Genomic DNA, 23,533 nt, shown 5'->3' with positions numbered 1-23,533 from the left:
TTGAAATGCCGCGACTTTCTATTTTTCTTATTTCGTTGTAATACGCTAATATACATGAGCTTACCAATTTACTGTACACAGAAATCAGTAGCATACGGCTTGTCGTATAATCATCTATATGTTAGGAAGCGCTGAAGCGACCCTTCCGACGGCCTGGCGCAACAGCCGGAGCGGGACCGTAAGCTACAAGGTAATCGAGGGTTTGGTACGAGACGGCCAATGAATACTATCTTGAAAACAGAGATTTACTTGGAAATATACTACCTCTTGTACTGAATTTTTATAAGTTGATTCAACATTACTTATTATTTTAGTACAATTAGTAGTTCAACCCTTTTCGTTCAGTGAAACGCTTGGCTTACTGAACGGGAAATCGCACATATCAGCCACTAGAACGAACTAACTAGCAATCCGAAGATTGTCTTCTGGCTTACTGCGGGGGCTTACGCACTCGTAAGGTGAATGCATGCTGGATGCTTACCTGAACCATTGGGGATCAATGTGACCGAAGTACTCACGAAAGCCCGTTATTTGACCCTCCTCGACAACCAAACCAATGATATTGTAGCCATGGTAGCCCCCCCCCCCTGACACGGTTCCCGCTGAATCGAACTGGAACAGAAAGGTGTTTTCTCTTGAGGCCATACCTACGTTGGAAAAGACAAGCTGGTTCGGGGTCTTTTCGCGTTCAGCGATCAATGCCAGCATGCCAGTTAAGGCTTCCGATTCGATAAATCGGCCTAATAGCGGATGCGAAAACAAGCGGAACGAATCACTCAACAGGGCTTTATAGTCATCGTAGAGGCCGGTTTGCTCGCCTCTTGCCCAAGCCTGAAAAGCCAACTGGGCCAGGTCTGCCCCAGCGGATGTAGTTAGTAGATCAATCATGGTAAATCGTGTTGTGGTTAGTAAGTCAAGCTTTAAACCAGATTGTGATGGAGTGAGTTTAGGGCTGAGTGGGCACCGTGTTTTTTTATCTTTACAGAAGGAGGATGCCGCCTATAAAGATGTTTAAGTTCTGCAATTTTGTGTGTATGTTATAACTATCAATACCGATAGCGGTGCTTCTATTCAATAAATGCTGAACCAGATGCCTAACAAATACATGAGTAGTTACTCGTAATAACTCTTTATTATCCGGCACAACTGGTGGCTTGTGGACAAATTGGGCTTCATACCCGGTGAAACTACTTGCGATGATGACTTGTTTCACTTACGTTTGTGACTTAATTCATATCTGCCATGGAAAGCCCAGTTCCCCAGGTCTTCAGTCCAACTCGCTCTTCACCCTTTGGAGTAATCAACTCATCGCGGCAAGGGGTTCTTCGCTCGCAAGTGGACGAGGTGGCCGCTTTAGTAGGACTAACGGATCGGGAAATGGCTTATGCGCTCAATATGACGCCCCGCAATCTGCATCGGCTTAAGGATGAGCAGCGCTTCAATGTGGATGCTTCCGAGAGGTTACTCTTACTAAAGAACTTGCTGATGCATGGGTTAGATACCTTTGAGGGGCGCAAACCGACCGTTTTACAATGGCTACGGACACCTATTCGAGAATTGGCTAGTCAAGCACCCCTTCAATTACTGGACACGGTAACCGGTTTCGGTTTAGCCGATGATGTGCTGGGTCGTTTAGACTATGGTTTGCCCGCCTGATGGTCACTATGGGCCTTCTTTATTGTATCATTCGGGACAAGTATCGACATGAGCCACTATCCGTTGTGGGCAGTCGATTGTTTGGTGGCCGCTGGAACCCTAAAGGCACAGCCGTATTATATGCCACCTCAACGCCCGAGTTGGGTTTAGTCGAGACGTTAGCTCACGCTCCCGCAGTCCGTTATGAAGACTTGCCTACTTACTGGGTGTTTTCGTTGGAAGTGCCTGATGATATTCGGTATTTCAGCCGAGACCAACTCCCTGCTTATTGGCAGGACGAAACCTATGAAAGAACCCAAACTTGGTTAATCCCCTGGTTGTCCCTACCTGATCAATTAGGGGTTGCTGTGCCGTCGGTGCTAGTGCCTTTGTCTTATAATGTGCTTCTTCACCCGTCTCATCCCTTATTCGATAAGATTCAGATTGTGGGTCAGGAGATTCAGCCCGTTGACCGGCGGCTTTGGCGAGGAGCCATGTAGCCCTTCTGCAATTGATGTCATCCTTACCGGCTCAGCAACTGGAATTGCTACCTTAAACTGGCCAGTAAGATCATGCTTAATTTAGTGGTGTCCTCTAAGAGGTAGCCAGTCTACCTGCCTAAACTATATGCATCTGTAGCCGTTCTTAGTACGTTGATTTGCTCAGCTCAGACTTAAGACCTACTGACAACTACCTATGACCCTGAATTATGTCCGGCGTGGGGCCGGTAAACCGCTGCTACTGCTCCATGGCCTGGGTAGTTCCTTGAAGACCTGGGATCTCATTATGGATGAGTTGGCTATCCAGCGGGATGTAATTGCGGTAGACTTACCCGGTTTTGGTCAATCACCGGCCCTAATCGGAGAGGTATCCATTCCTACCCTGGCCGATGCGGTGACCGACTTTTTAACCCAGCACCAGCTCTTAGGCATTGATGCGGTGGGGAATTCGATGGGAGCCAGGCTGGTGCTCGAACTTGCCCGGCGGGGCCAGGTTGTCGGGGCAGTCGTATCCCTGGATCCGGGTGGTTTCTGGCAAGGGTGGCACGTAGCTTATTTCTACCATTCGGTTCGTTTGTCGGCTCAATTGTCCAGCCTTATCCAACCGATCTTACCGCCCCTGGTGAGTAATCCTATAAGCCGAACGGTATTGTTCGCTCAATTTTCAGCCCATCCCTGGACGATCCCAGCTAGGGTAGCCCTCAATGAATTTCGGGAGTTTTTGCCGACCCCCAGCTTTACCAAGCTGCTGGATAGTTTAGCCCATGGTCCTCCGCAGCAGGGGGCCCCCATTGGCTCCATACCAAACCTGGTCATTGGCTGGGGTCGTCAGGACCGGATTTGTCCACCCAGTCAGTCACGGCTAGCCATAAAATTATTTCCTGATGCTCAGCTACACTGGTTTTCGCATTGCGGACACGTTCCGCAACTAGATGTGCCCGCTGAAACGGTTGCCTTGATTCTGGCCGTTACGGAGGGTCGCTACGAACTTCAATCCCAAGTTCATACTTCGGCAAGAGCGTCGGAGCTTACAGGAAAGGTCTTTATTGGTTTGAGTGCTGCGGTGCTGGTGGTAGGCCTGTTTCTATCCTTTGGAGGGAGAAGATAACGTCAAACCAGATCAAATAGGCCTTAAAGACGTTCGTTACTATTTACTGGCTTTTGCTTCAGACTATGGTCGTAAAGTCCGTCACTTGACTCGATTGGTGTTCAATGAAATGGCAGCAAATCCTGTTCATTTTGGACATGCGTTGTCCGCGAGTGGTCAACCTCGTCGGATCAACCTACTCAACCGATTCAGCAACTGGCCTTTTTGAGCACTGGATGTCAATGGTACAGTACCCGCCAAACCCAACAGAGACGCTATTGAGGCATTCGCTCGACTTTCGACGAACAATCCAATAGGTCATCCGATCGCACCAGTCCTTGGTTTATTCGCCCAGCGGAGGGAACGGGCTGGCTGAACCCCATCGGTGAAACCGGTTAAGCTTGAGTAGAAATACCGGTCTCGTATCGCTCAAGTATTTTAGCGACGCTATGGCAAGCAGGCGCGTATTTGCCCCTCTAAACCCCTTTTCGTTACGCCCGTAGAACGTAATCTTCGGATTGGACCGGCTTTACCTAAATTTCCTGGGAAAAAGATCTGGCTCATCGGTCAGGCCTTCTGGCGTAAAGCCAATCAGGCTGTAACTACTCAGCCTACCCGTATTTTGGTACATTTGCTGTCCATATACTTTCTATATCGACGGATCGCTTTGGCTGACAACACGCCAAAACTGTACGTACGTTTGACCTATATCCTATGACGAGCAAAGCCCCTATTGTGGTGATTGAAGATGATGAGGATGATCAACTCTTTATTGAGGAAGCCATTACTAGTTTGGCCATTGTGAATCCAGTCGTCTTTTTTAGCAATGGCGTTGCGGCCATTGATTATTTATTGGCTACCCCAGAAGCTCCGTTAGTAATTCTAAGCGATGTCAACATGCCAGCCATGAATGGCCTTGAACTTCGCCAGCTGATTGATTTGAATGAGTATTTGAAACAGAAATGTATTCCCTTCGTTTTTTTAACAACGGCAGCCGATCAAGGTCTGGTCAATACGGCTTATCGGATGACCATTCAGGGTTTTTTTAAGAAAGAGCGAACCTTTGCGGGCTTACAAGAACAACTGCGCTCCATCCTTGACTACTGGGATAAATGTCTACATCCTAACAGTCGTTTTAATTAATTCATGGAGCCTCTATTCCATAAAATGGGTGAGGTGTGGGCACGGATAGGGGCCACCTTGCTTAGCGAGCACAACGGTTGATGTAAAGCTTCCTACTCCTATGAGAAGCAAGCTTATCTTCTCACTTTACTAATTAAACAATGAAAATTTTGATGCTAAACTTTACTTTCTTTTCTGCTTTAGTGCAAACAACAGTTCGACCTATTTAGTCCACAAAAACCCTGATTTACGCAACTGTGCCAATTGCTACCCCTCGTCGACGCAAATACTTATAAAGCGTTGTCTTCGAGATCGTTAGCTCACGAGCAATCTGCTCCATAGAGTATTTCTCTTCCTTGTACAAACTTTCAGCGATGCGAGCTTTCTGTTCAGCCGCTTTGGAGAGACCCTTAGGACGTCCCAGCAACTGACCTCGCCGACGGGCCGACGCCAAACCAGCCAAGGTGCGTTCCCGGATGACTTCGCGTCGCTTCGGCGATCCGATCAAATTCAGCTAAGCTGGCAAAAATTCGAAATATCAATCGACCTTGGGCCGTCGTCGTATCAACGGGGTCATTCAGACTTAACAGCCCTACATGACGTTGCTCCAGGTCAGTTACCAGCCCAATCAAGTTGGTCAGGGACCGGCCCAACCGGTCCAGCTTCCAAATCACCAGGGTATCTCCTTCTCGAATCAACTCCAGTAGTTTACCCAGTTCTGGCCGTTCGGCCATTGCGCCACTGACTTTCTCCTGATACACTTTGTCACAACCCGCTGTTTTCAGCGCATCGAGTTGGAGAGCCAGGTTTTGATCCTGTGTGGAAACGCGGGCGTAGCCTAATTTCATGGTAAGCCAGTGAGCGGGTTAAACCAATCAACTCGGGGTCCGCGAGCCGAAGAGTGCCTTCTAAGGGCTGATCACCGGCGTTGAAGATACGGTAATTTACCCAGTTCCTGTAGGCAGTGATTGTAGCCCCTTCCAGATACCCCGCTCCAGCTAAGGTATCCAGCCCAGCACATAGACCACTGGTAGATTGATTCGGGGTTTTCCTTTCGGGTAGAACGTCCAACCGGGCTACCGGGCGGTAAGACTCAGACCGGTTATGAAAAGCTTCCAAAGCGCCAAAATCCTGAACGATTAAAGTGAACGGCTTTTCTGATCGAAAAAAGGTTTGTTTGGTCCCGCTACCTTCTTACAATATAACCGTTCAATTAAACCTCCAATTCAGTTCTATATTTGCTCTTAGGAAGTTGGTCTGTTCCATAAGCGCTGATCCAAAATCAGATCTTGACTCCCCAAAATAGTTATGTCCTGATATAGGGGGTGCTTGGGATGCAAAAGCACGTTATAGGAGATGTCCATAACCGCTGAGGGAACACCTATTCCTAAATCAAGCGGATTTTGCAACCACTCTTCAAAAATCGACTGCGTTAAGGGTAAAGCCGTTGGGTAAGCCCATTCATCGGGCAACAAATCAGGATGGATCCACCGGACTTCACCCTCTGGAATTTGTAACGTGAAGATGCGCAAGGCAGGAAGTTGGTCGTAGGGTACTTTCGGAAAATGAACTAACGTTTCCAGCAACGCTAAGGCGGGTGAGCTAGCCGAGTAAAGAATGCCCACTCCTGGTGGATTCCACCGCCCACCCGCGATTTCGGCCCCCATCACCGAGAGTGGGTCATGCCAATATGGCTTTTTTAAAATGCGAAATACCTCCACAATAATGGCTTACGGCTAGCGAACTTAGCTAAATACCCCGGCCTCGATGCGGGTAAATACATTATCAACCAATTTACAGCCGGTGACTGTATCCAGTAACGATAACGGAGTCGGATAAGGCGGCATCGGTTCCTCAGCGATTGCCGCCTTAGTTGCCAATCGCTCCCGACGGGCCTGCGCTGCAGCTGGCAGGTCGGCGGGTCCCTGTTTAGTGCCCATTTCGGTCATGGGCCGAGGGGTATACTCCCTGGTAGGGGAAGCAAATCCTACCTCAGGGGTAGCTAATTCGGCTAAGGGGGTACAAAGCCAGTTATAAAATCCTTCCCGGTGCCCGTCAAAGATGTCAAGCCCGTGCTGAAATAATTTTTCCAGCAGTAAAAGGCGCTCCGAGAGTGGCACTGATAATTCACCCTGATGGTGGTTATATAAATTCCGTTCTGTGACCCCTAAAACAAGCGCCATCTGTTTTTTAGTTAACCCCCCTAACAAGGCTACTTCGTCGACCCGACTACGCGGTAGCTTCTGGCGAGCTTGTAGAATTAGGTCGGCGGTAGAAAAGCCCCAGCCTAGACCGGAACGTTTTACGGATGGCGTTATCATAACTTTATGAAATTTTGCATGAAGATAACTGAATTATTTCAAAATAAATTTCAGTGTGTCTTCCTTAGCAACCACTTCCTTAGAAGTTCACATAGTAATTGTTGGTCAGTATGCGACAGATATGGTTACCAGTATAAGTGGGCTGTCTCTTCTCTGAAGGTGTTCAGTTAAACGTCCGATTGTAACCGGAGCTTTCCAAGATGTGAAAGGGCAATGAAGCAGATTTTTATTCCCTTTCCAACCAATTCTACTGAAAGAAACACTTCGCCAAAAAGCCGCGTGAAAAGAATTTGAACGCGGCTTTTTAACACGTTTTAGTGTGCCGACTAAATCACCCGATTTTCATCAATCTTTTACACATCGAAAGCCTACATGCATCAAGGGTGTTTCGGGCGAGGTAAATGAACGCCCCGACACCCGGTAGCCATGACACCAACCCGGCTCACAGAGAAACGAACCGCCCCGTTGCACTTTTTCCTGCTCCAGCGCCGATATCTTTCCAATGGCCAGATCGGTGTAGGTACTGCGCCAGTCAGCGCACCACTCCCAAACGTTACCCGTCATATCGGTCAGGCCTAACGGCGTTTTCCCGAAATAGCCCACCGGCGAAGTCGTTCTGAATCCGTCTGTATTGTTGTTCTGCTCTGGAAAATGACCGTTCCAGGTATTGGCCATCGCTTTCCCCTGTCGGGTCAGTTCATTGCCAAATGAATACAGCGTTCGGTCGTTGCGTCCGTTGCGGGCTGCATGTTCCCATTCCAACTCCGAGGGCAACCGCTTACCTGCCCAGGTCGCGTAGGCCGTTGCGTCGTTCCAGGATACCTGCGTAGCCGGGTGATCGTCTGGCACGGCTGATTGGTCAGGGCCTTGCGGGTGGTGCCAGCACGCCCCTTTAGTCAAGATCCAGCCTTTGGTGGCTTCGCTGAAAACGCCCCCATCGCCGAAGGTTTGAGCCTGGGTTTTATAACCTGTGGCATTGATGAACTGCCTGAACTCGGCAACCGTAACTGGATGCTCGTCCATCCAGAACGGCTTTACGCGCACCCAGAACGTAGGTTTCTCCGTTTCACCACCCTCCTCCGAGCCAATTTGGGTCTCCCCGCCGGGAACAAATACCATCCCCCGGAGGGACGAATCCGGTGCGTTATTAGTCGCTGCTCTCGATGAAATGGCCGTGCCAATGCCGGTTGGCCCCGCAATCAGCGTTACCGACGGGGTTAGGGGCTGGTCGCTGCTTTCCCGGCTCAGACGCCCGTCTGTGCAACTCATGCCAGTGGCCATGAGCAGAAATGCCCAAGGCCACTTCTCAAACCATTTCGTATTCTTCATTTAGTAAGTTAGTCCGGATTTTGGGACGCCGGACCCATCAACGGACCCAAATTGATGTCTTCGTTAGCAAATTTAAGCAGTGTTTTATTGCTATTCCAATTGTAGGAAACGCCCCCCCGAACAAACGGAGCCACTTCTGCTGCGGAGTAAATGCCTGCGTTTTTCGAATTATAAATACCCATGCGTTTCCACGCCCAGTAATCGTCGCCTTCGAACAACAGTTCACGCTGGCGCTCTTTCACGATTTCGGCCAGCACTTCCGTTTTGGTTGTGAAACTGGCATCACCCAGTTTTTTGGTGGCCGCCCCCGCCCGCGTCCGCACGAGGTTGTAATCGGCCACGGCAGCGGGCAGGTTGCCCAGCACCGCATTGATCTCCGCGCGGGTAATAACCAGTTCGCCAGCCCGGAGCATGGGGCAGGTCTGGAACCCAACCAGCGTGCCGGTTTGCGTGCCCCACTTAAGCGAGTAGCGTTCGTTGCGGGGCGCGGCCGCCGTGCCAAAATTGTTGTTCGCCGTCAGCACCGTAAACCGGCGGTCGTTCACCACGTCGTCGAAGAGCGGGCTGGTCATAACGGGCGCGGTCAGGGCCACGTCGGGTGTGGGGCGTTTCAGTACCCAGCGGACCCCGCCCCGGTTGACGGGGTTACCGCCCGATTCGAGCGTGAGATTAGCCGATGCCGCGATGTAGCCGCCGGTGGTGACTGTGTTGTTGACGAGCCGGATGATCTCTTCCGAATTGGCCGGTGCCACGACGAAGCCGGTTGTGTTGAACGGTCCGCCCGCGGATAAGGTCGTCCCGCTGTGAAACGGCTGAAGCGCAAACACACGGGTGCCGGTGTTGACCGTAGCGGCAATGGTGCCGGGCGTTGGGCCGAGGATAGCGTTGATGGCTTCCAACGACTTCTGGTAACTTTCGTTGGTTCCCTGCTGAAAATAGACCCGCGCCAGAATGCCGAACGCTGCCGCCCGCGTGGCCCGAAACCGATACGCCGGAAACTTTCCATGAATAGCCGCATCGTACGCAATGGGCAGCAGTTGAGTCGCTTTTGTCAGGTCGGCAATAATTTGAGCGTAAGTTTCTTCGGTCGTGCTGCGGCCCACGTCGAGCGACCCGTTGACCGGAACGTTCAGGGGAATCGGAACGCCACTCATCGGAGCCGTGCTATTGAAACCGTACTGGTGCGACCAGAAACGAACCGCGTCGAAGAAGGCCGTTCCCCGGCAAAAATACCCCTCACCCATAAGACGGTCCTTCTGGATTGGGGCGTCGGCATCTTGTGGCGCATTGCGGGCAATGGCGTTCAGAACCACGTTGGCGGCTGTAACGGTGGCGTAGCGGCTACGCGACAGGCCCGATAATACACCGGAATTTGCCTGCACGTTAAACAGATTCAATTCATAGGTGTTGCCGGAGGTGGGAGCCAGTGCCGACCGGGTTAGGTTTCGGGTTGCCTGAGCTTCGGCGTACAGAATTTCATCGAAGTAGGTAGCCGCACCGTTGCCCGAAATGTAGCGGCCAAATGCCGTGTTGATGACACCCTCCAACCCCGCCGTGGTACTGATGCCTTCCTCGTAGCCCAACTCAGACGTTGGCTTGATGTCCAGCGATTTGCAGCCGCTTGCCAGGGCCAGCACAACGAGCAGGAATTTTTGTGACTGATTTTTCATTTGTTCGGTATGAGTTTGCCGGATCGCCGGTTGTTAAAAACCAAAGTTGAGTCCTACCAGAAACGTTTTGGCTTGGGGCGGATCGCTGTTAACGGTCGAAGGGGACTGGTTTGACGCCTGATTATTGAAGGTTTGCTGGGATTGCGACCCGATGACTTCCGGGTCCCAGCCAGGAAACTTCGTGAAGGTCAGCACATTGGTCAGGTTGGCAAACACACTGACGTTGGTCATTTTCAGTCGGTTCGTCAACGCGCCGGGCAGCGCGTAGCTCAACCGCACGTTTTTTACCCGCACAAAATCAGCGTTATACAAAAACCGGCTGGAGTTCTGCGCCCGGTACAGGGGATTAAAATAGAACGCGGGATTCTCGGCAACATCACCCGGTTTCTGCCAGACATTTTCGGCAAACTGAGACCGGACGTTCTGCGCAGCCTGCACCATGTACGCCTGCTCTTTGGCTCCCTGATCCAGAATCCAGGCCCCCTGGCTAAATGTGAACAGTACCCCCAGCGACAGCCCTTTGTAGCTGAAGGTGTTGGTGAGACCACCCGTCCACTTTGGCTGGGCCGGTTTGCCCTCGACGGGGGCTGCGATGGTAGCAAAGTTCACGTTGGTGGTTGTGCCCGCCACCCGGCCCAGAAAATCAACTACAATCGGTTTGCTCGCGTCGTGAACCGGGTAGCCGGTGCTGGCATCGGTGGTGACCGACGCGAAGGTTTCGTAGCCCGTAGCCGGATCAACGCCCAGATACAACGGCAGGAAATACGTGCCGATGGGTTTACCGATAAAACTCTGCACCGCACCGCTGGAGACGGCCGAGGGCGACAAGCCGTTTAGTTCGAGCAGGTTACTCGTATTATAGGCTGCGTTGATGTCCACCTGCCATTTGAAGGCAGATCCGTTCAGAATTTTACCGGCGAGGTTAAATTCAACGCCTTTGTTTTCGAGCGCACCCGCATTCTGGGTGTTATTACCGCCAATGATACCGGTCTGGGGTGCAGCAACCGCAGCCAGCAGCAAATCCGTTGACTGGCGGTTGTAGTAGCCGATGGTTCCGTTGAAGCGGTCGCGTAGCAGACCAAAATCAACGGCCAGATCAAACAGCGTCGAACGCTCCCACCGGACACTATTGGCCACGTTGGGGGCGCGCCGGAGCGGAAACCCAAAGTAATCGCCGTAGGCTCCCTCCGTCCCCAGCCCCAGGGCCGGGTAGCTGAACGGCACAATCGAGCCTTGCTGCGAATTGCCCGTCTGCCCGTAACTGGCCCGTAGTTTCAAAAACGTAAGGGTCGAATTGTTCTTCAGGAACGACTCCTCCGTCAGCACCCAGCCCGCCGAAACTGAGGGAAAATAGCCGTACCGGTTGTCGGCCCCAAACCGCGACGAACCATCAGCCCGGAAGCTGACAGCAAGCAGGTATTTCTCGGCGAACTTATAGTTGATCCGGGCTAAGTACGATAGGTATACGTATTCATCGAGCCGGTTTTGCGACGTTGCGTTCAGGGCCGTCTGGGTAGTGTTGAGCAGCGTAATCGACGGGATGTTATTGGCCTGAATATAGCTCGTGCGGGCGTTGTTGTAGGTGTACTGGACGCCCGCCACGGCCGTAAGTGCGTGTTTTTGGGCGAACACCCGGTTGTAGGTCAGGTACGTGTTGTTGTTGATGTTGCTCACGTTCCGGGTGCGGTAGTCGTTGAGACCCTTTATCGTACCCAGCAAACCGCCCGATGTCAGCAACGGATTGACGTAAAAGCGGGTTACCTGCGCCGAAAAGTCGCTTCCCAACTCAGTACGCAACGATAGCGACGGCAACAATTTATACTCGCCGTACACATTGGCCAAATAGCGGGATAACTCGGTTTTGTTGAAAAACAGTTCTTCGTCGCGCAGGGCCAGAATACTCAGGTTCCGGTCGGGCGAAAAATAGGTGCCGTCGTCGTTCAGGCGGGGAAAAATCGGCAGCAGGGTGTTAGAGGCCGCGTCGAAGCCGCCCTGTTCGTAGGCGTTGGTCGCGCCAGTCCGGGACTGGCCTACCGGAAACACGTTGTTGTCACTGTATGAGCCGCTCAACTGAACACCGAATTTCAGTTGAGCGGTCGCCTGATGGTCAAGATTGATGCGTCCGTTGAGCCGTTTGAAATAATTGTTGGCGATAAAAGAATTTTCATTGTAGATGGACCCGCCCACGTAGAACTGGGTTTTTTCCGAACCACCCGCTGCCGATAAATTCGCTAACTGGGTACTGCCTCTGACAAAAATATCGTCGAAGTGGTTAATATTCTGGGCGGCTACCCGCTCGGCCCGCGCCCGGTCGAAGGGTACGGCGGGTACGCTGTTCAGGAAAAACTGGTCGTAGCCGCCGTTGAGGTAGGCCGTGGGTACGTTGCCAGGCAAATTGTTGAACGTAATGCCTGAATTGAGGCTCTGCTGAATGGCCTGGTCCCGCAGTTGAATGTATTCGGTGCCGTTGAGGTAGTCGAGCCGATTGGTAGGCGACGAGGTGCCCGTCTGGAAACCGGCATTGAATTTGGTTTTGCCCGCCCGCCCGCGCTTCGTCGTGATGATGATCACGCCGTTGGCTGCCCGCGAGCCGTAGATGGCCCCGGCAGCGGCATCTTTCAGGACTTCGATGCTTTGAATCTCGTTCGGGTCAATCGAGTTGAGCGGGCTGACCGGCTGTGTACCGCGTGCCGTGTTGTTGAAATTGGAGCCTGACTCACTCTCAATCGGAACCCCGTCCACGATAAACAGCGGATCGCTGCCCGACGTGAGCGACCCCGATCCCCGAATCCGGATACGAACGGGAGACCCTGCCGAACCGCCCGAATTGGTCACGTTCAGCCCCGGTGCCAGACCCTGCAACCCCGCCTGAAAGTTAGCCACTGGAATCTGGGTCAGTTGTTTGGTATCGACCGAGGAGACCGAACCCGTCAAATCCCGGCGCGTCTGCGTACCGAATCCCACGACGACGACCTCGTCTAACTGACCGGCTGCGGCCCCCAGTTTTACGTCTACTTTCGACTGATTAGTGAGTTTGATTTGCTGAGACTGGTAACCGATAAAGGAAAAAACCAGCGTCGCCCCGGCAGGGGCATCGACCGAGTAACGGCCGTTAGCATCGGTCACCGTGCCTCGGCTGCTGCCTTGAATCACGACCGATACGCCGGGCAGTTCCTGGCCGTTATCGTCTGCCGTGACCACGCCACTCACGGTGACAGACTGGCCCCAGGCAACGAACCCGGCCAGTACGAACAGGGTGGTAAATAGTAGTTGTTTCATAGACCAAGGGTTAATAAATTGTAGTTTTAACAAGATTTATTGCAAGATACAATGACTGATTCATCGGGATACTCCTGCTTTCGGAATCAGAAGTAGTTATTGTTGCCCGCCCGCCTGTGCCTCATCAATGAGTCCGGCATAATTCCCGGCGGGGATATTGACCGAGTTACCAGCCAGCCGCATATCCCGGACGTGGCCCGATACGAAAAACAGCCACGCCATCACAAACCCGCGATTTCCCCATGCCATCTCGGACAGGGGCCGCAGCGTGGTCTGGAAAATTCCCGGAAATCCCTGGTGCTTGTAGGCAATGCGGTGGTAGAGTTCTCCGAGATGAGACAGCGGATTGGGCGCGGGGGCCAGGCTGTTGAGGTACAGAATGTTTTCCCAAAGCGGTTCGGCCACAAACGCAGGGTCGGCCTGGTCGTCGGCAACCAGCAGATACGGCCCGCAGAAGAGCGCCAGTTTGGTCGGCGCGTCGGTCACGTCAGTAAGCGGAACGTCCTGCAAAGCTTCGTTTTTCAGGACTAACCGGTACGTGAAATCAACACGCAGGCAGTCGTCGGGGTTAGTCCAGTCGAAGCGTACGTAGCCGTTGGTGATCGGGGGCGTAATTGGCTGACCGTTCAGCCGGTAAGTGCAGGCAACGGCCCAGGTCGGCATTCGAACAGTCAGACTAACGGGTTCGGGCGTTCGGGGCTGCACCGTGACCTCGTAGGCAACCCCGTTTTTGCGGATGGTAACGACGGCTTTTTCCACCTCGAAGCGCCCGTCGAGGAACAGATTGATGGCCGTATCGGTGCCATCGAATCGGACTGCCGCCTGCTGTACGTCGTAAAAAGCGCGCAGGCCGTGCATTGTGCAACACCACCACGAGCAATGCCGGTAGTTGGGCCGGAACCCGAAGCCCTCCGCGTCGCAGTGGTGATGGCCGAAATCGCCCGTATCATACTGGTTGAAATACAGGGCATTCAGTAGACACGTTTCGGCGTGTTCCAGGTAAAACGGGTCGTTGGTGGCCGCGAACAGTTGAAGCGACAGCCGCAGGAAATCAGCTTCGGAACAGCCTTCATCGCGGTTTTCAAGCGGTTTTTCGCCAAAATACTCCTTCACCCCGCCCCAAACCAGAAAGTCGGGCGACTGTAGCAGTTCGTGGTACTTTTCCACCGCAAAGTCGAGGTGTTTCTGTTCGCCGGTCAGTTCGTATTGCATCACCACTCCGCGTAGCGTGGTCAGATAGCCGTGGCTGTGCTGATCACCACGGGGGGGCAACAGTGCATAAATTCCGGCAGCAACCCCGGCGTAAACCGGGTTGCCCGTCGCGCGGGTGAGCAGCACCAGGCCTTCGTTGAGCTGCGTGAAGCAGATGAAACCGAACGCGCCCAGCCCAGCCAGCCGCCCTGCTACTTCCGGCGCCGAACAGGCCGCGTAGGTATTGAGCAGAAAATCGCCCAGCCGTTCAGCCGCGCCCAACACGGCCTCGTTGCCATACTGCTGGTAATACGTAGCCAGGCCCACCAGCAGCCGCCCGTTACCCCACAGCAACGCCATGTGCTGATCGGCAATCTGGTCGGCGGCAAACGGCAGATCGGTGCGGCCAAACCGTCCGTCGGAGCGTTGGTGCCGGATGAGTTTCCCAACCAGATCGTGCAGGTCAACCGCATTATTTTGATCGGGAAAAAGCGACATCACTTCCAAGTACCGGCCCGACAGATCACCGCTGAAATTATAAAATCGGCGGGGTGTTTCGGGGTTCAGGGTCACGTCGGCCAGGATAAAGGTCTCGGTGAAATGCGGGACGACGGTCGGCCGGGTCAGGCGGTGGTGGCTCATCGCCAGTCGTTTGGCAAACTCGCCGGTGGAGTCTGTGGGGGCGGTGCTGGTTGCCCGATTGTGCGGGGGCGGGGTGATCGTCATGGTCGGCGGGGGGTGAGTTTTGTTTCTTTACCAATCCAGAACGGGGCCGACGCAAACCACAGCAGCGAACCCGCCAGCAGCCATTGCGTGTAGCTCTGAAAAGAAAGCAGGCCCAGAAAAACAAACAGGCCGGGCAAGGCAGTCAGGACCAGCCCAGTGCCGGAAATTAATTTTAGTAGTCCATTCATCTGACGAGCAGGGATTGTGATTTTTGAAGCAAACGACTACTGATGACGTACAGGACAGCGGCAATAAACCAGCCCGGTATAGCCATAAAAAAGAAGAAATCAGCGTCGGTCCACCGGTAAATCACGTAGCAGATCAGCATGGATAGCAGCCAGGTAATAGCCACGGCCCAGTTGACCGACAGCCCGGCTCGCTGCGCGAAGTTGGGCGTGAGTCCCCACTTCCTGAAAAAATAGACATCCATGAACACCACCGCCCCCACCGGCGCGGCCACCAGTGCGAATACGGCCAGGACCTGGTCTAAGCGCGAAACAAGGCCGGGGAAACAAGCCATGCCAGCGGCAATACCCCCCAGAACGACCGTAATTTTCCAGCGTTTGGCTCCCGGAAACAGCCCCTGCACGGCCAGCCCGGCCCGGTAGAGGGTTGGGTTTGCCGTTGTCCAGCCCGCAATCACGACGCAGATCGTGCCGGCCAGCCCCGCGCCGATGGTGGCCACCTGTCCCGGCGTTGGGTCGCTGATACCGGCCCGTAACGCAGCCGCGCACAAAATACCCGACGCGATCCAAGCCAAAAAATGTCCAATGAACATGCCACCCGCCGAGGCAATGCCGTAGTATGGTTTGCGGGCGTATCGGTAGATAATCATATCGGACAGACCAATGTGCATAGACGTGTTGCAGAGCCACGAAAACGTCATGATGTGCCAGAATGTGTATCTGGTCATGCCGGGGGCGGGCGTTCCGGTCCAGATGGTTCGGTTGGCAACGGTCCATAAATCATCGACCGACCGAACGCCCAACTGTGGCAATACGGCTAAGGCGGAAGCCAGAAAAATCCAGGGCATCCAGGGCGTACTGATTTTGGCAAACCGCGTGACCCAGTCGATTCCCAGGATAGAAATGACCGTGATCAGCCCCATCAGCACCACGACCAGCACAAACCAGGACGGATGCTGCGGTACTAACTGCGAGAAACCCGGCGTCGGCAAGCCCACCACCAACCCCACGGCCCCGGCCGATACGACGGCCATAAAAGCGGCAAACGCGCAGGCCTGTAATCCCGACAGGGCGTTGAAGAAACTGACCAACCGATAGCCACAGATTTTTTCCAACTGGTAAAATAGCGTCAGCCGGGTCCGAACGGCAATTGGCGCGCAGACCAGCGTCCAGCTCAAAGTAGCCAGTGTATTACCGACCAGCAGCCCCAGCAACACATCGGTAGCCGTAGCCCCGTGCAGCACAAACAGCGGCCCAATGACAAACTCGGTACCGGCGATATGCTCACCGGCCACTAAGGCCAGAAACTCCCGAAAGCCTTTGGTTTTATGTTCGGGAACCGGCTCCCGCTCGTATTCATTGATGGCATCTAACTGATTGGCAATCGACCGGGGCGGCTCAATAACCGACGGGGTTGGGTGTTCCATACAGGCGTTCGCTTAGGGACGGATGAGTTGGTGAATGCGTTTTCGCAACCGGGTTCACCAGGATACCGGAGAGTAAGAACAGCAGTAGACTTCGGAAAAGAATCATGCCGCCGGGAAACGAAAAATCGTGCATTTCGCATCAAAACTGGCCTTTCCGAAGAAGACTCTCCTACGATTTTGTAAAACCGTAGAGAATAGTTTTATTCAGCTAAGTAATTGCACTAATTTTAAAGGCAGGTCGTCTATCGTTATCCAATGCAGTCATTTAAAGAAGCCCTTTACGTCTGGGATGCGTTTCAATGTTTGTTTCTGGGGCTGATTCTGCTTTTCCTCCGCCGGAATCAGTGTAACCGGATTTTGTCATTTTTCTTCCTGATCGGGGGGGCTTTGGTAACCCTGCAGTACTTCTTCAACTTCAGAAACTACCTCTACATTTTACCGGAGTTCTCCTTCGTGGCCGACGTGATCCGGCTCTCCTTCGCGCCTACGCTCTACCTGTACATCTATTTAGTTCTCAAAAAGAAGCTACCCCCGGCCTGGGGACTGTATTACCTGCCCGCTGCCATCTTCGCGCTTTACTTCGTGACTTTTCAGTTGCTGCAACACCAGCCTTACCACATTAAATATTACGCCTTTACACCACTGCGACCGGTTGTTTTAGCCTGTCTGTGTATTGTTTTCCTGTTTTGGCTATGGCGGCTGAACAGCCTGATCCGAGCGGCTCAACCAGCTCAGCCGCACATCAGAAAATGGATTTACGTACTGCGCACGCTGTTGTGGTTCAAAGCCATACCTGTGCTGTACCTGTTCACCCTGCGCATGATTGTGGGGTTCTATAATAAAGACTATGTCGAATCGTCGCAGCAGATTATTTTTATTCTGCTCGATGTTGTCATCATGCTCGTTGTGCTGATTCAACTGTTTCAGTATCCGTTTATTCTGGCCCTGCCCCGCGTCGAACCGACTACGAATCAATTGGTTGAACCATCTATCTTCGGGGAAATACCAGCGTCAGCATTGGGTAAAGTGGAGTTGCCCGCCCTACCCGATTCCAAACAGGAGGAAGACGTCACCCGCAGAAAAATTCACATATCGCCCGAAGAAGCCCGGCCCTATTTGGACCGGTTGGCGGTTCTGATGAGGCAGGAAAAAGCGTACCTGACGCCCGAACTGAACGAGAAAATGCTGGCCGACGCCGTGGGCATTCAGCCGTATCTGCTGTCGAAACTGCTCAACGACCACGTAGGCGAAACCTTCAATGAGTTTCTGAACCGCAACCGCATCGACGAAGCGAAGCGGCTGCTGGTTTCGCCCAAATCGAACCGCTACACCATCTTCGCCATTGCGCTGGAGTGTGGCTACAACTCCGAGTCCGTTTTCTACACGAATTTCAAGCGATACACTGGCCTGACTCCCAAAAAATATAAAGAAGAAAAAAGCCAGACCAGCACGGTCTGAAGTCAACATCTGCTCCCTCACGAATCCGATCCTTACCATCCTCTTTAAGCACGACCATTAATGAGACCGTTCCACTTTTTCATTGGCTTGCTGTCCCTAATTGTCTTAAACGCCCAACATAGAATGACCAATCACTAACGGTACACACTATACGCGGGCGTCTACGTACACGATTTGAGCACAGTTTTCTATCCACTCAGTTCAATTTACTCCAGTCGAATAGAGGGTGTTCGGCGGGAGTCGACGCCCGTTGCATCAGGTCGGTTAACATACGTACTTTGGCCGGGTTCTGGTTAGCAAGGTTAGTCGTTTCGCCAAGATCATGGGCAAGGTCATACAGTTCGAGCCGGGCCGCTTCGTCGGGTCTCTTAAGCCAGATCAGCTTCCAGTTGCCCTGAAGCAACGCTCTTCGGTATTCGCCCTCGTTGAAGGCCCAGTAGAATGTTCGGTCAGCCGGAGCAGGCGAGGGTTCTCCCCGCAACAACGACACCATCGAGAGACCAGTAATATCGGTTGGTTTGGGGGTGGCAGTCAGGTCGCAAAGCGTCGGTAGGATGTCCCAGTTGGCCCAGGCCATGGTATTGACCCGGTACGCCGGTACGCCCGGCCCGCGTACCGGCATCGGCACCCGGATACCGCCTTCGTACAAATCGCGCTTCATACCCCGTAGCGGGCCGTTGCTATCGAAAAAAGTGGGGTCGGCTCCGCCTTCGTCGTGCGGCCCGTTGTCCGACGTAAAAAAGACGTAGGTAGTCTGATCTAACCCCAGCTCGGTCAGCAAATCCATCAGCTTGCCCACGTCCCGGTCGAGTCGGGAGAGCATGGCGGCAAACGCGGCATGTGGGTTGGGCTGGGCGGAGTAGCGGGTAAAGATGGTGTTGGGTTTTCGCAGATAGGGCGTTTCGGGGAAGATGCTCTTTCCGTCGGCAGTCAAGAACGGTTTCTCATCGTCGGATGTCGTGGCTAATTCGGCGTGAACGAGCGTAACGGGCAGGTACAAAAAGAACGGTTTCGCGCGATTATCCCGGATAAACGATGTGGCCGCGTTAATAATCAACTCATGGGTATACTGGCCTGGGTTTGTGCGCAGTATGGAGAGTTCACCATTTTTTACCTGCCAGAGCGAATCCGTGTAGTAATTGTGCGCGTGGCCGTGCCGCAGATACCCTAAGAACTGAACCCATCCCTGTTTTTGGGGTGCTCCCGAGTTGGTGTCATTACCGAGGCCCCATTTGCCGAACATCCCGGTCTGGTAGCCCCGATTCCTGAGCCGCAGAGCAATGGTCGTATCCGTGAGACGAAGCGGAATATCCCCCCCGCCATTGCCCCGAACGTAGGCATGGCCCATGTCTTTACCCGTCATTAGGGCGCAGCGCGAGGGGGCACAAACCGTGTTGCCCGCGTAGAAACGGGTGAAGCGGGTTCCCTGCCGGGCTAGGCGGTCAAGATTTGGGGTTTTCACTATCTTCTGCCCCATACACCTCAGATCGCCGTAACCCAGATCATCGGCCATGATGTAGATGATATTGGGGCTACGGCGATCCGGAGTTTGACCGGCCACCGGCCCGCTACCAAAAAAAAGGCACAAGAGGCCCGCGAAAAAAAATATAATTAGCTGTCGCATAGCGGTTTGTCAGGATAGTCCAGGTGGGTTTACAGCGAAAATCACTCTTTCCGGGCCTTGCCGTAGTAGGGATACTGGTCAATTTCGTCGCCTTTGCCATCGAGCCGGGGGTCGTTGGTTTGCTTCATCCAGGTAGCTAATTGCTGACCGAACCGCTGCCGGATCGTTGCGTATTTTTTGTCGCCCGCGACGTTGACCATCTGGAACGGGTCTTTTTTGAGGTCGTATAATTCTTCGGCGGGCATTTTAGCCGTAGCCAGATCGAACAGCGGTTTTACACCAGGCTCGTCGCGGTGTTCCAGCAACCAGGTTTTGCTGGGACCACCGTCGATGTCGATAAACATTCCCGGCGCGGTCGCGCTGCCGCCATCGCCGGCGGGGAAACGGTCAGGCAGCAGGTTGGCGATGTACAGAAATTCTTTGGTCCGAATGGCGCGGGACGGATAACTCAGATTGCCTGTTCTGGCCCAGGCGTGGCGTTCGCGTTCCAGAAAAATGGTGGGCTGGGTGCGGCTGGTTTTGCCCGTCAGCAACGGCCACAGATTCAGCCCGTGCATCCCCGACGGCGGGGCCACGTTCAGGGCCGCATACACCGTCGGGGCCACGTCGAGCAGGTTTACCAACTCGCCCGTGCTGCGGCCGGGCCGGATTTTGCCTTTCCAATAAACGGCCAGCGGAATGTGCGTTCCCGCGTCATACATCCGGGCTTTAGCGCGCGGAAACGGCATCCCGTTGTCACTCGTGACGATGATGAGCGTATTGTCCAACCGGCCCAAGCTGTCCAGAATACGCACCGCCCCGCCCACCATCGCGTCGAACCGCTCGACCTCGCTGAAATAATCGGTGAAGTCTTCCCGCACTGTCGGCGCGTCGGGCAGGTAGGGCGGGACGTTCACCTTCGCCGGGTCAAAGCCCGCTTTTCTGCCGCTTCCCGCGTCGTAGGGCCGGTGCGGGTCGTAGGTGCCGAGCCAGAAACAGAATGGTTTGTCGGGGGCCATGCTCCGCAACAACTCCTGGTAGTCCTTCGCTTCGGGGCCGGCGGGGTTATGCGTATAGCCCCCGGCGGCAAAATCGCCCGGCCCCCAGCCCTTGCTGAACGAGCCGATCTGGTAGCCCGCCTGCTTCAGGACGGAGGGAAAGGTAGGAAACTCGTTGGGCAGGGTTCCCCACAGATTGGCTCCTTCGCGCAGGGTATGTGGATAACGGCCGGTCAGGATGGCCGCCCGCGAGGGCGAGCAGGACGGCGACGCACAGTGGGCATCAGTAAACAGCACCCCCTCGCGGGCGAGCTTGTCGAAGTGGGGTGTTCGGGCGACGGGATCGTTGTAAACTCCGGCGTGGGGAAAACCCCAGTCATCGGCGATAATGAAGAGTACGTTCGGTCGGTTGTCGGCGGTTGGGACGGGGAGTTTCAGGGCGAGGTCGCCAAAAAAGAGACTGAGAGTCAGCAGGGCAAGGAGTAGTCGCATGGGAATTGACTGTGTTTTGTGCAAAACTACAGGAGATCACTCCTAAATTCTCTCTGCTTTTGTAAATACGAAGACCTTTCAGCATTGGATGGTCAGATTCTGCACAACAATCAATCGGGTAAATCCGACGCGCAAAATTTCGTTCGGTCATTATAAAGAACACTCTCGTTACCTCGGAATACTGCTGGTTCTGGTGGTCGGCCCGGCTCCGGTCAGTACCTGACAACAACCCTGCCCAGCAGCGCCCGGAACATTGATTGTCCGACCGAAAGAAATATAATGAACGTAATTACCGTTCGAAGGCTGGAAAATTCCTGACGATGCCGTCTATCGGGGGGAAACGGTGACTTAAAACGTATTCTCTGGACTGGGTTTATAGCCGATTCGAATGGCTTTGGCCGTCACTTTTGCGCCCGTTGGCACCGTGACGGGTTGGGTGTAGAGTTGCCAAGGACCGTCGTTGAGCCGGTAGCCAATGGAGGCTCCTTCAGTGGCGCAGGTAAGCGCGAGTTGGGCGGGTTGCCGACTCAGTTTTGGCGATTCGGTGACGGGCTGCTCATTGTTGGGCCAGAAGAGTTTGATCAGGTCTCGCTCCTGCATGAAGCCTTTATCGTGGATGTCGCGCACCCATTCCTGCTCAACCCGGCGTAACTCGTTCAGTTGTCCAGCGAAAGCCGGGTTTTGGGCCAGGTTGATTAACTCGTCGGGATCTTTTTCGGTATCGTAGAGTTCCTCGACGGGTTTCGGTCCGAACCACCGCTGGGTCACGGGCGGCAACTGACCAGCGTCGCGCAGACGCAGAATCTCCTGCATCATGGGCATCTGTTTGCGGTAAGTCAAATCCATGTAGTAGGGTTTGTCGGGCTGGTAGTTGCGGATGTATTTGAAGCGTTTGTCGCGCACACCCCGCGCACAATCGTAGTGTTCGTCGAAGCGGTCGCGGGCGGCAAAAATGTACTGACGGGGCGTTTTGACCCGTTGTTCACCCAGAAATGCCTGCCCCTGCAAGTTCTTTGGCACCGGTACCCCGGCCAGCGAGAGCACCGACGGAGCCAGATCGACAAAGCTGTGCAGGTCTTCGTCCCACGTACCGGTCTGCCGCCCGTCGGGATAGCGAATTATCATTGGCACGTGCAACCCCCGGTCGTAGATTTCGCGTTTGTGCCAGGCCATGCCCGACCCGTGGTCGCTGTAAAAAAAGACGATGGTCTTGTCCAACAGGTTGTCGTCTTCCAGTTGCTTCAAAATCGTGCCAACTAAGCTGTCCATGACCATAATGTTATCATAGTTGCGGGCCACGTCGCGCCGGATAACAACGTTGTCGGGATAAATCGGCGGCAGTTTCACCGTGGCCGGATTCACCCGCAGGGGCTGATTAGCCCGCGCCCAAATCTGGGACTCGTGGGTTACCTCGATATTGAATACAGCGAAGAACGGTTTACCGGCTGGCCGGTTGCGCCAGTGAGCTTTTTTGCCATTCTCGTCCCAGGCGGTGAAGGGTGGCAGAAACTGGTAGTCGGTTTTGCTGTTGTTCGTGCAGTAATAATTGGCGGCTCTGAGGTACTCCGGGAAGCACTTGACGGCAGCGGGCGGCACCGTCTCGTAAGCGATGAGGCCAGTACCGGCGGAAACCTGCCCCGTTCGCATGTGGTTGGAGCCGATGCTGTTGGGATACATACCGGTGATGATGGCCGAGCGGCTGGGCGCGCATACGCCGTTGGTCGAGAACATGCGTCGGTAGCGGACGCCCTCCCGCGCCAGCCGGTCGAGGTTGGGCGTGGGCACGGTGTGGTCGCCGTAGCTGGGCAGTTGGGCACTCATGTCTTCACAGGTAATCCAGAGAATGTTTAGTGGTGCCGCGTTCGGTGGGGCCACCGGTCCGTTGGTGCGGTTTGGTTGGGCCGATAGCGAAGCCGTCGTCAAAACGAGCCACAACACCGACCCACATCGGGCGAACAAAAGAAATAGATACTTGGTGGGACTGAGGATTGGTAGAGCAGGAAGTAGCATGGAAACCTGTGTTTTGTGCAAAACTACAGCAACTCTGTCCTAAATCTTCTCCGCTCTTGTAAATACGAAGACCTTTCCAAGATATAACTTGAAGTTTTGCACATCAGAATTTTCGTCAACAAATCCTGCCTGCTTTTCTCCCGCTTGCGATGAAATTACGAACTGCTTGCCTCGGTGTACCACTGCTCATCACTACCAGTCTGTCTGGATTGTGTCGAACGTTAAAAACAGCCCCCGTACCTACACTCTCGACAACTACGCGAAGGGCTTCAAAGCCACTGGCATGTCCCCGATGGTTGTGTTGAATAGGCTGGGTAAAGACCTGGAGCACGACCTGAACATCCTGGGCAAACTCCGCGACACGGGACTGCCAGTTCGGCATGTCGAGATGGGCAACGTACGATATTTCGGCCTGGTCAAGATGAAGCGGGTATTCTCGATGTCCGAAGATTATGGCTGCTGAACGAAAAAATTAAGCGCAAACCCGGCACGCTGTCGGC

20 protein-coding genes are annotated in these 23,533 nt (G+C 53.9%); 6 read left to right on the top strand and 14 right to left on the bottom strand.

The features are described 5' to 3' along the window. Positions 1–477 precede the first annotated feature (477 nt). Positions 478–888, bottom strand: coding sequence for a hypothetical protein (locus ACYVHB_RS29175; protein ID WP_461055440.1), 411 nt, complete (start codon positions 886–888; stop codon positions 478–480). A gap of 354 nt (positions 889–1,242) precedes the next feature. Here ACYVHB_RS29175 and ACYVHB_RS29170 point away from each other — a divergent pair, with 354 nt between their 5' ends. From ACYVHB_RS29170 to ACYVHB_RS29155, 4 genes are all read left to right on the top strand, one after another. Further along, positions 1,243–1,656 (top strand): antitoxin Xre-like helix-turn-helix domain-containing protein, encoded by a 414-nt coding sequence (locus tag ACYVHB_RS29170; RefSeq protein ID WP_461055439.1) that lies wholly within the window; start codon positions 1,243–1,245, stop codon positions 1,654–1,656. An 8-nt stretch (positions 1,657–1,664) separates the two neighbouring features. After that, a complete protein-coding gene (locus ACYVHB_RS29165; RefSeq protein ID WP_461055438.1) occupies positions 1,665–2,135 on the top strand; it encodes an RES family NAD+ phosphorylase in 471 nt (156 codons plus the stop codon). A 196-nt stretch (positions 2,136–2,331) separates the two neighbouring features. After that, positions 2,332–3,243 carry an alpha/beta fold hydrolase gene (locus tag ACYVHB_RS29160; protein ID WP_461055437.1) on the top strand — a complete coding sequence of 304 codons (912 nt, stop codon included), beginning with the start codon at positions 2,332–2,334 and terminating at the stop codon, positions 3,241–3,243. A gap of 693 nt (positions 3,244–3,936) precedes the next feature. Beyond that, positions 3,937–4,365: a response regulator gene (locus tag ACYVHB_RS29155; protein WP_461055436.1), complete on the top strand. Its 429-nt coding sequence runs from the start codon at positions 3,937–3,939 to the stop codon at positions 4,363–4,365. A gap of 226 nt (positions 4,366–4,591) precedes the next feature. Here the strand turns inward: ACYVHB_RS29155 and ACYVHB_RS29150 are convergent, their stop codons facing one another. The 10 genes from ACYVHB_RS29150 to ACYVHB_RS29105 all read right to left on the bottom strand — a co-directional run bounded on the left by ACYVHB_RS29150 (position 4,592) and on the right by ACYVHB_RS29105 (position 16,472). Next, positions 4,592–4,708, bottom strand: coding sequence for a helix-turn-helix domain-containing protein (locus ACYVHB_RS29150; RefSeq protein WP_461055444.1), 117 nt, complete (start codon positions 4,706–4,708; stop codon positions 4,592–4,594). A gap of 46 nt (positions 4,709–4,754) precedes the next feature. After that, entirely contained in the window at positions 4,755–5,192 is a 438-nt protein-coding gene (locus tag ACYVHB_RS29145; RefSeq protein ID WP_461055435.1) for a recombinase family protein, read from the bottom strand. A 396-nt stretch (positions 5,193–5,588) separates the two neighbouring features. Continuing rightward, positions 5,589–6,065: an RES family NAD+ phosphorylase gene (locus ACYVHB_RS29140; protein WP_461055434.1), complete on the bottom strand. Its 477-nt coding sequence runs from the start codon at positions 6,063–6,065 to the stop codon at positions 5,589–5,591. 24 nt (positions 6,066–6,089) lie between these two features. Continuing rightward, positions 6,090–6,665, bottom strand: coding sequence for an antitoxin Xre-like helix-turn-helix domain-containing protein (locus ACYVHB_RS29135; protein ID WP_461055433.1), 576 nt, complete (start codon positions 6,663–6,665; stop codon positions 6,090–6,092). Between the two features lie 345 nt (positions 6,666–7,010). Beyond that, positions 7,011–7,994, bottom strand: a complete 984-nt coding sequence (locus ACYVHB_RS29130) for a formylglycine-generating enzyme family protein (protein WP_461055432.1) — start codon at positions 7,992–7,994, stop codon at positions 7,011–7,013. A gap of 8 nt (positions 7,995–8,002) precedes the next feature. Continuing rightward, positions 8,003–9,664 carry a RagB/SusD family nutrient uptake outer membrane protein gene (locus tag ACYVHB_RS29125; RefSeq protein ID WP_461055431.1) on the bottom strand — a complete coding sequence of 554 codons (1,662 nt, stop codon included), beginning with the start codon at positions 9,662–9,664 and terminating at the stop codon, positions 8,003–8,005. 33 nt (positions 9,665–9,697) lie between these two features. Then, complete coding sequence (locus ACYVHB_RS29120) at positions 9,698–12,943, bottom strand: SusC/RagA family TonB-linked outer membrane protein (RefSeq protein ID WP_461055430.1); 3,246 nt, start codon at positions 12,941–12,943, stop codon at positions 9,698–9,700. Between the two features lie 96 nt (positions 12,944–13,039). Then, positions 13,040–14,860, bottom strand: a complete 1,821-nt coding sequence (locus ACYVHB_RS29115; protein ID WP_461055428.1) for a beta-L-arabinofuranosidase domain-containing protein — start codon at positions 14,858–14,860, stop codon at positions 13,040–13,042. Then, positions 14,857–15,048: a hypothetical protein gene (locus ACYVHB_RS29110; RefSeq protein ID WP_461055427.1), complete on the bottom strand. Its 192-nt coding sequence runs from the start codon at positions 15,046–15,048 to the stop codon at positions 14,857–14,859. Before ACYVHB_RS29110 ends, ACYVHB_RS29115 begins: the two co-directional genes overlap by 4 nt. Next, complete coding sequence (locus tag ACYVHB_RS29105; protein ID WP_461055425.1) at positions 15,045–16,472, bottom strand: purine-cytosine permease family protein; 1,428 nt, start codon at positions 16,470–16,472, stop codon at positions 15,045–15,047. Before ACYVHB_RS29105 ends, ACYVHB_RS29110 begins: the two co-directional genes overlap by 4 nt. A gap of 255 nt (positions 16,473–16,727) precedes the next feature. Here ACYVHB_RS29105 and ACYVHB_RS29100 point away from each other — a divergent pair, with 255 nt between their 5' ends. Then, positions 16,728–17,930, top strand: a complete 1,203-nt coding sequence (locus tag ACYVHB_RS29100) for a helix-turn-helix transcriptional regulator (protein WP_461055424.1) — start codon at positions 16,728–16,730, stop codon at positions 17,928–17,930. Between the two features lie 196 nt (positions 17,931–18,126). On the opposite strand, the gene ACYVHB_RS29095 is transcribed toward ACYVHB_RS29100, so the two are convergent. The 3 genes from ACYVHB_RS29095 to ACYVHB_RS29085 form a co-directional block, all read right to left on the bottom strand. Further along, a complete protein-coding gene (locus tag ACYVHB_RS29095; RefSeq protein WP_461055423.1) occupies positions 18,127–19,554 on the bottom strand; it encodes an arylsulfatase in 1,428 nt (475 codons plus the stop codon). Between the two features lie 41 nt (positions 19,555–19,595). Next, on the bottom strand, positions 19,596–21,023 hold the full coding sequence (locus ACYVHB_RS29090) for a sulfatase family protein (protein ID WP_461055422.1): 1,428 nt from the start codon (positions 21,021–21,023) through the stop codon (positions 19,596–19,598). Between the two features lie 348 nt (positions 21,024–21,371). Continuing rightward, complete coding sequence (locus ACYVHB_RS29085; RefSeq protein ID WP_461055421.1) at positions 21,372–23,033, bottom strand: sulfatase family protein; 1,662 nt, start codon at positions 23,031–23,033, stop codon at positions 21,372–21,374. A gap of 211 nt (positions 23,034–23,244) precedes the next feature. Between ACYVHB_RS29085 and ACYVHB_RS29080 the strand changes: the two genes are divergently transcribed. Continuing rightward, on the top strand, positions 23,245–23,496 hold the full coding sequence (locus tag ACYVHB_RS29080) for a hypothetical protein (protein ID WP_461055420.1): 252 nt from the start codon (positions 23,245–23,247) through the stop codon (positions 23,494–23,496). The last annotated feature ends 37 nt before the right edge of the window (positions 23,497–23,533 follow it).

The sequence above is a fragment of the Spirosoma arcticum genome (assembly GCF_054779955.1).
The sequence above is the reverse complement of the archived record's forward strand: the minus strand, read 5'-3'. Positions and strand labels throughout refer to the sequence as shown.

Coding starts and splice junctions, on each gene's coding strand:
- ACYVHB_RS29145 (WP_461055435.1), bottom strand. CDS start 5,192: ATGAAATTAGGCTACGCCCGCGTTTCCACACAGGATCAAAACCTGGCT.
- ACYVHB_RS29125 (WP_461055431.1), bottom strand. CDS start 9,664: ATGAAAAATCAGTCACAAAAATTCCTGCTCGTTGTGCTGGCCCTGGCA.
- ACYVHB_RS29105 (WP_461055425.1), bottom strand. CDS start 16,472: ATGGAACACCCAACCCCGTCGGTTATTGAGCCGCCCCGGTCGATTGCC.
- ACYVHB_RS29100 (WP_461055424.1), top strand. CDS start 16,728: ATGCAGTCATTTAAAGAAGCCCTTTACGTCTGGGATGCGTTTCAATGT.
- ACYVHB_RS29115 (WP_461055428.1), bottom strand. CDS start 14,860: ATGACGATCACCCCGCCCCCGCACAATCGGGCAACCAGCACCGCCCCC.
- ACYVHB_RS29135 (WP_461055433.1), bottom strand. CDS start 6,665: ATGATAACGCCATCCGTAAAACGTTCCGGTCTAGGCTGGGGCTTTTCT.
- ACYVHB_RS29155 (WP_461055436.1), top strand. CDS start 3,937: ATGACGAGCAAAGCCCCTATTGTGGTGATTGAAGATGATGAGGATGAT.
- ACYVHB_RS29170 (WP_461055439.1), top strand. CDS start 1,243: ATGGAAAGCCCAGTTCCCCAGGTCTTCAGTCCAACTCGCTCTTCACCC.
- ACYVHB_RS29120 (WP_461055430.1), bottom strand. CDS start 12,943: ATGAAACAACTACTATTTACCACCCTGTTCGTACTGGCCGGGTTCGTT.
- ACYVHB_RS29090 (WP_461055422.1), bottom strand. CDS start 21,023: ATGCGACTACTCCTTGCCCTGCTGACTCTCAGTCTCTTTTTTGGCGAC.
- ACYVHB_RS29095 (WP_461055423.1), bottom strand. CDS start 19,554: ATGCGACAGCTAATTATATTTTTTTTCGCGGGCCTCTTGTGCCTTTTT.
- ACYVHB_RS29130 (WP_461055432.1), bottom strand. CDS start 7,994: ATGAAGAATACGAAATGGTTTGAGAAGTGGCCTTGGGCATTTCTGCTC.
- ACYVHB_RS29175 (WP_461055440.1), bottom strand. CDS start 888: ATGATTGATCTACTAACTACATCCGCTGGGGCAGACCTGGCCCAGTTG.
- ACYVHB_RS29085 (WP_461055421.1), bottom strand. CDS start 23,033: ATGCTACTTCCTGCTCTACCAATCCTCAGTCCCACCAAGTATCTATTT.
- ACYVHB_RS29165 (WP_461055438.1), top strand. CDS start 1,665: ATGGGCCTTCTTTATTGTATCATTCGGGACAAGTATCGACATGAGCCA.
- ACYVHB_RS29160 (WP_461055437.1), top strand. CDS start 2,332: ATGACCCTGAATTATGTCCGGCGTGGGGCCGGTAAACCGCTGCTACTG.
- ACYVHB_RS29110 (WP_461055427.1), bottom strand. CDS start 15,048: ATGAATGGACTACTAAAATTAATTTCCGGCACTGGGCTGGTCCTGACT.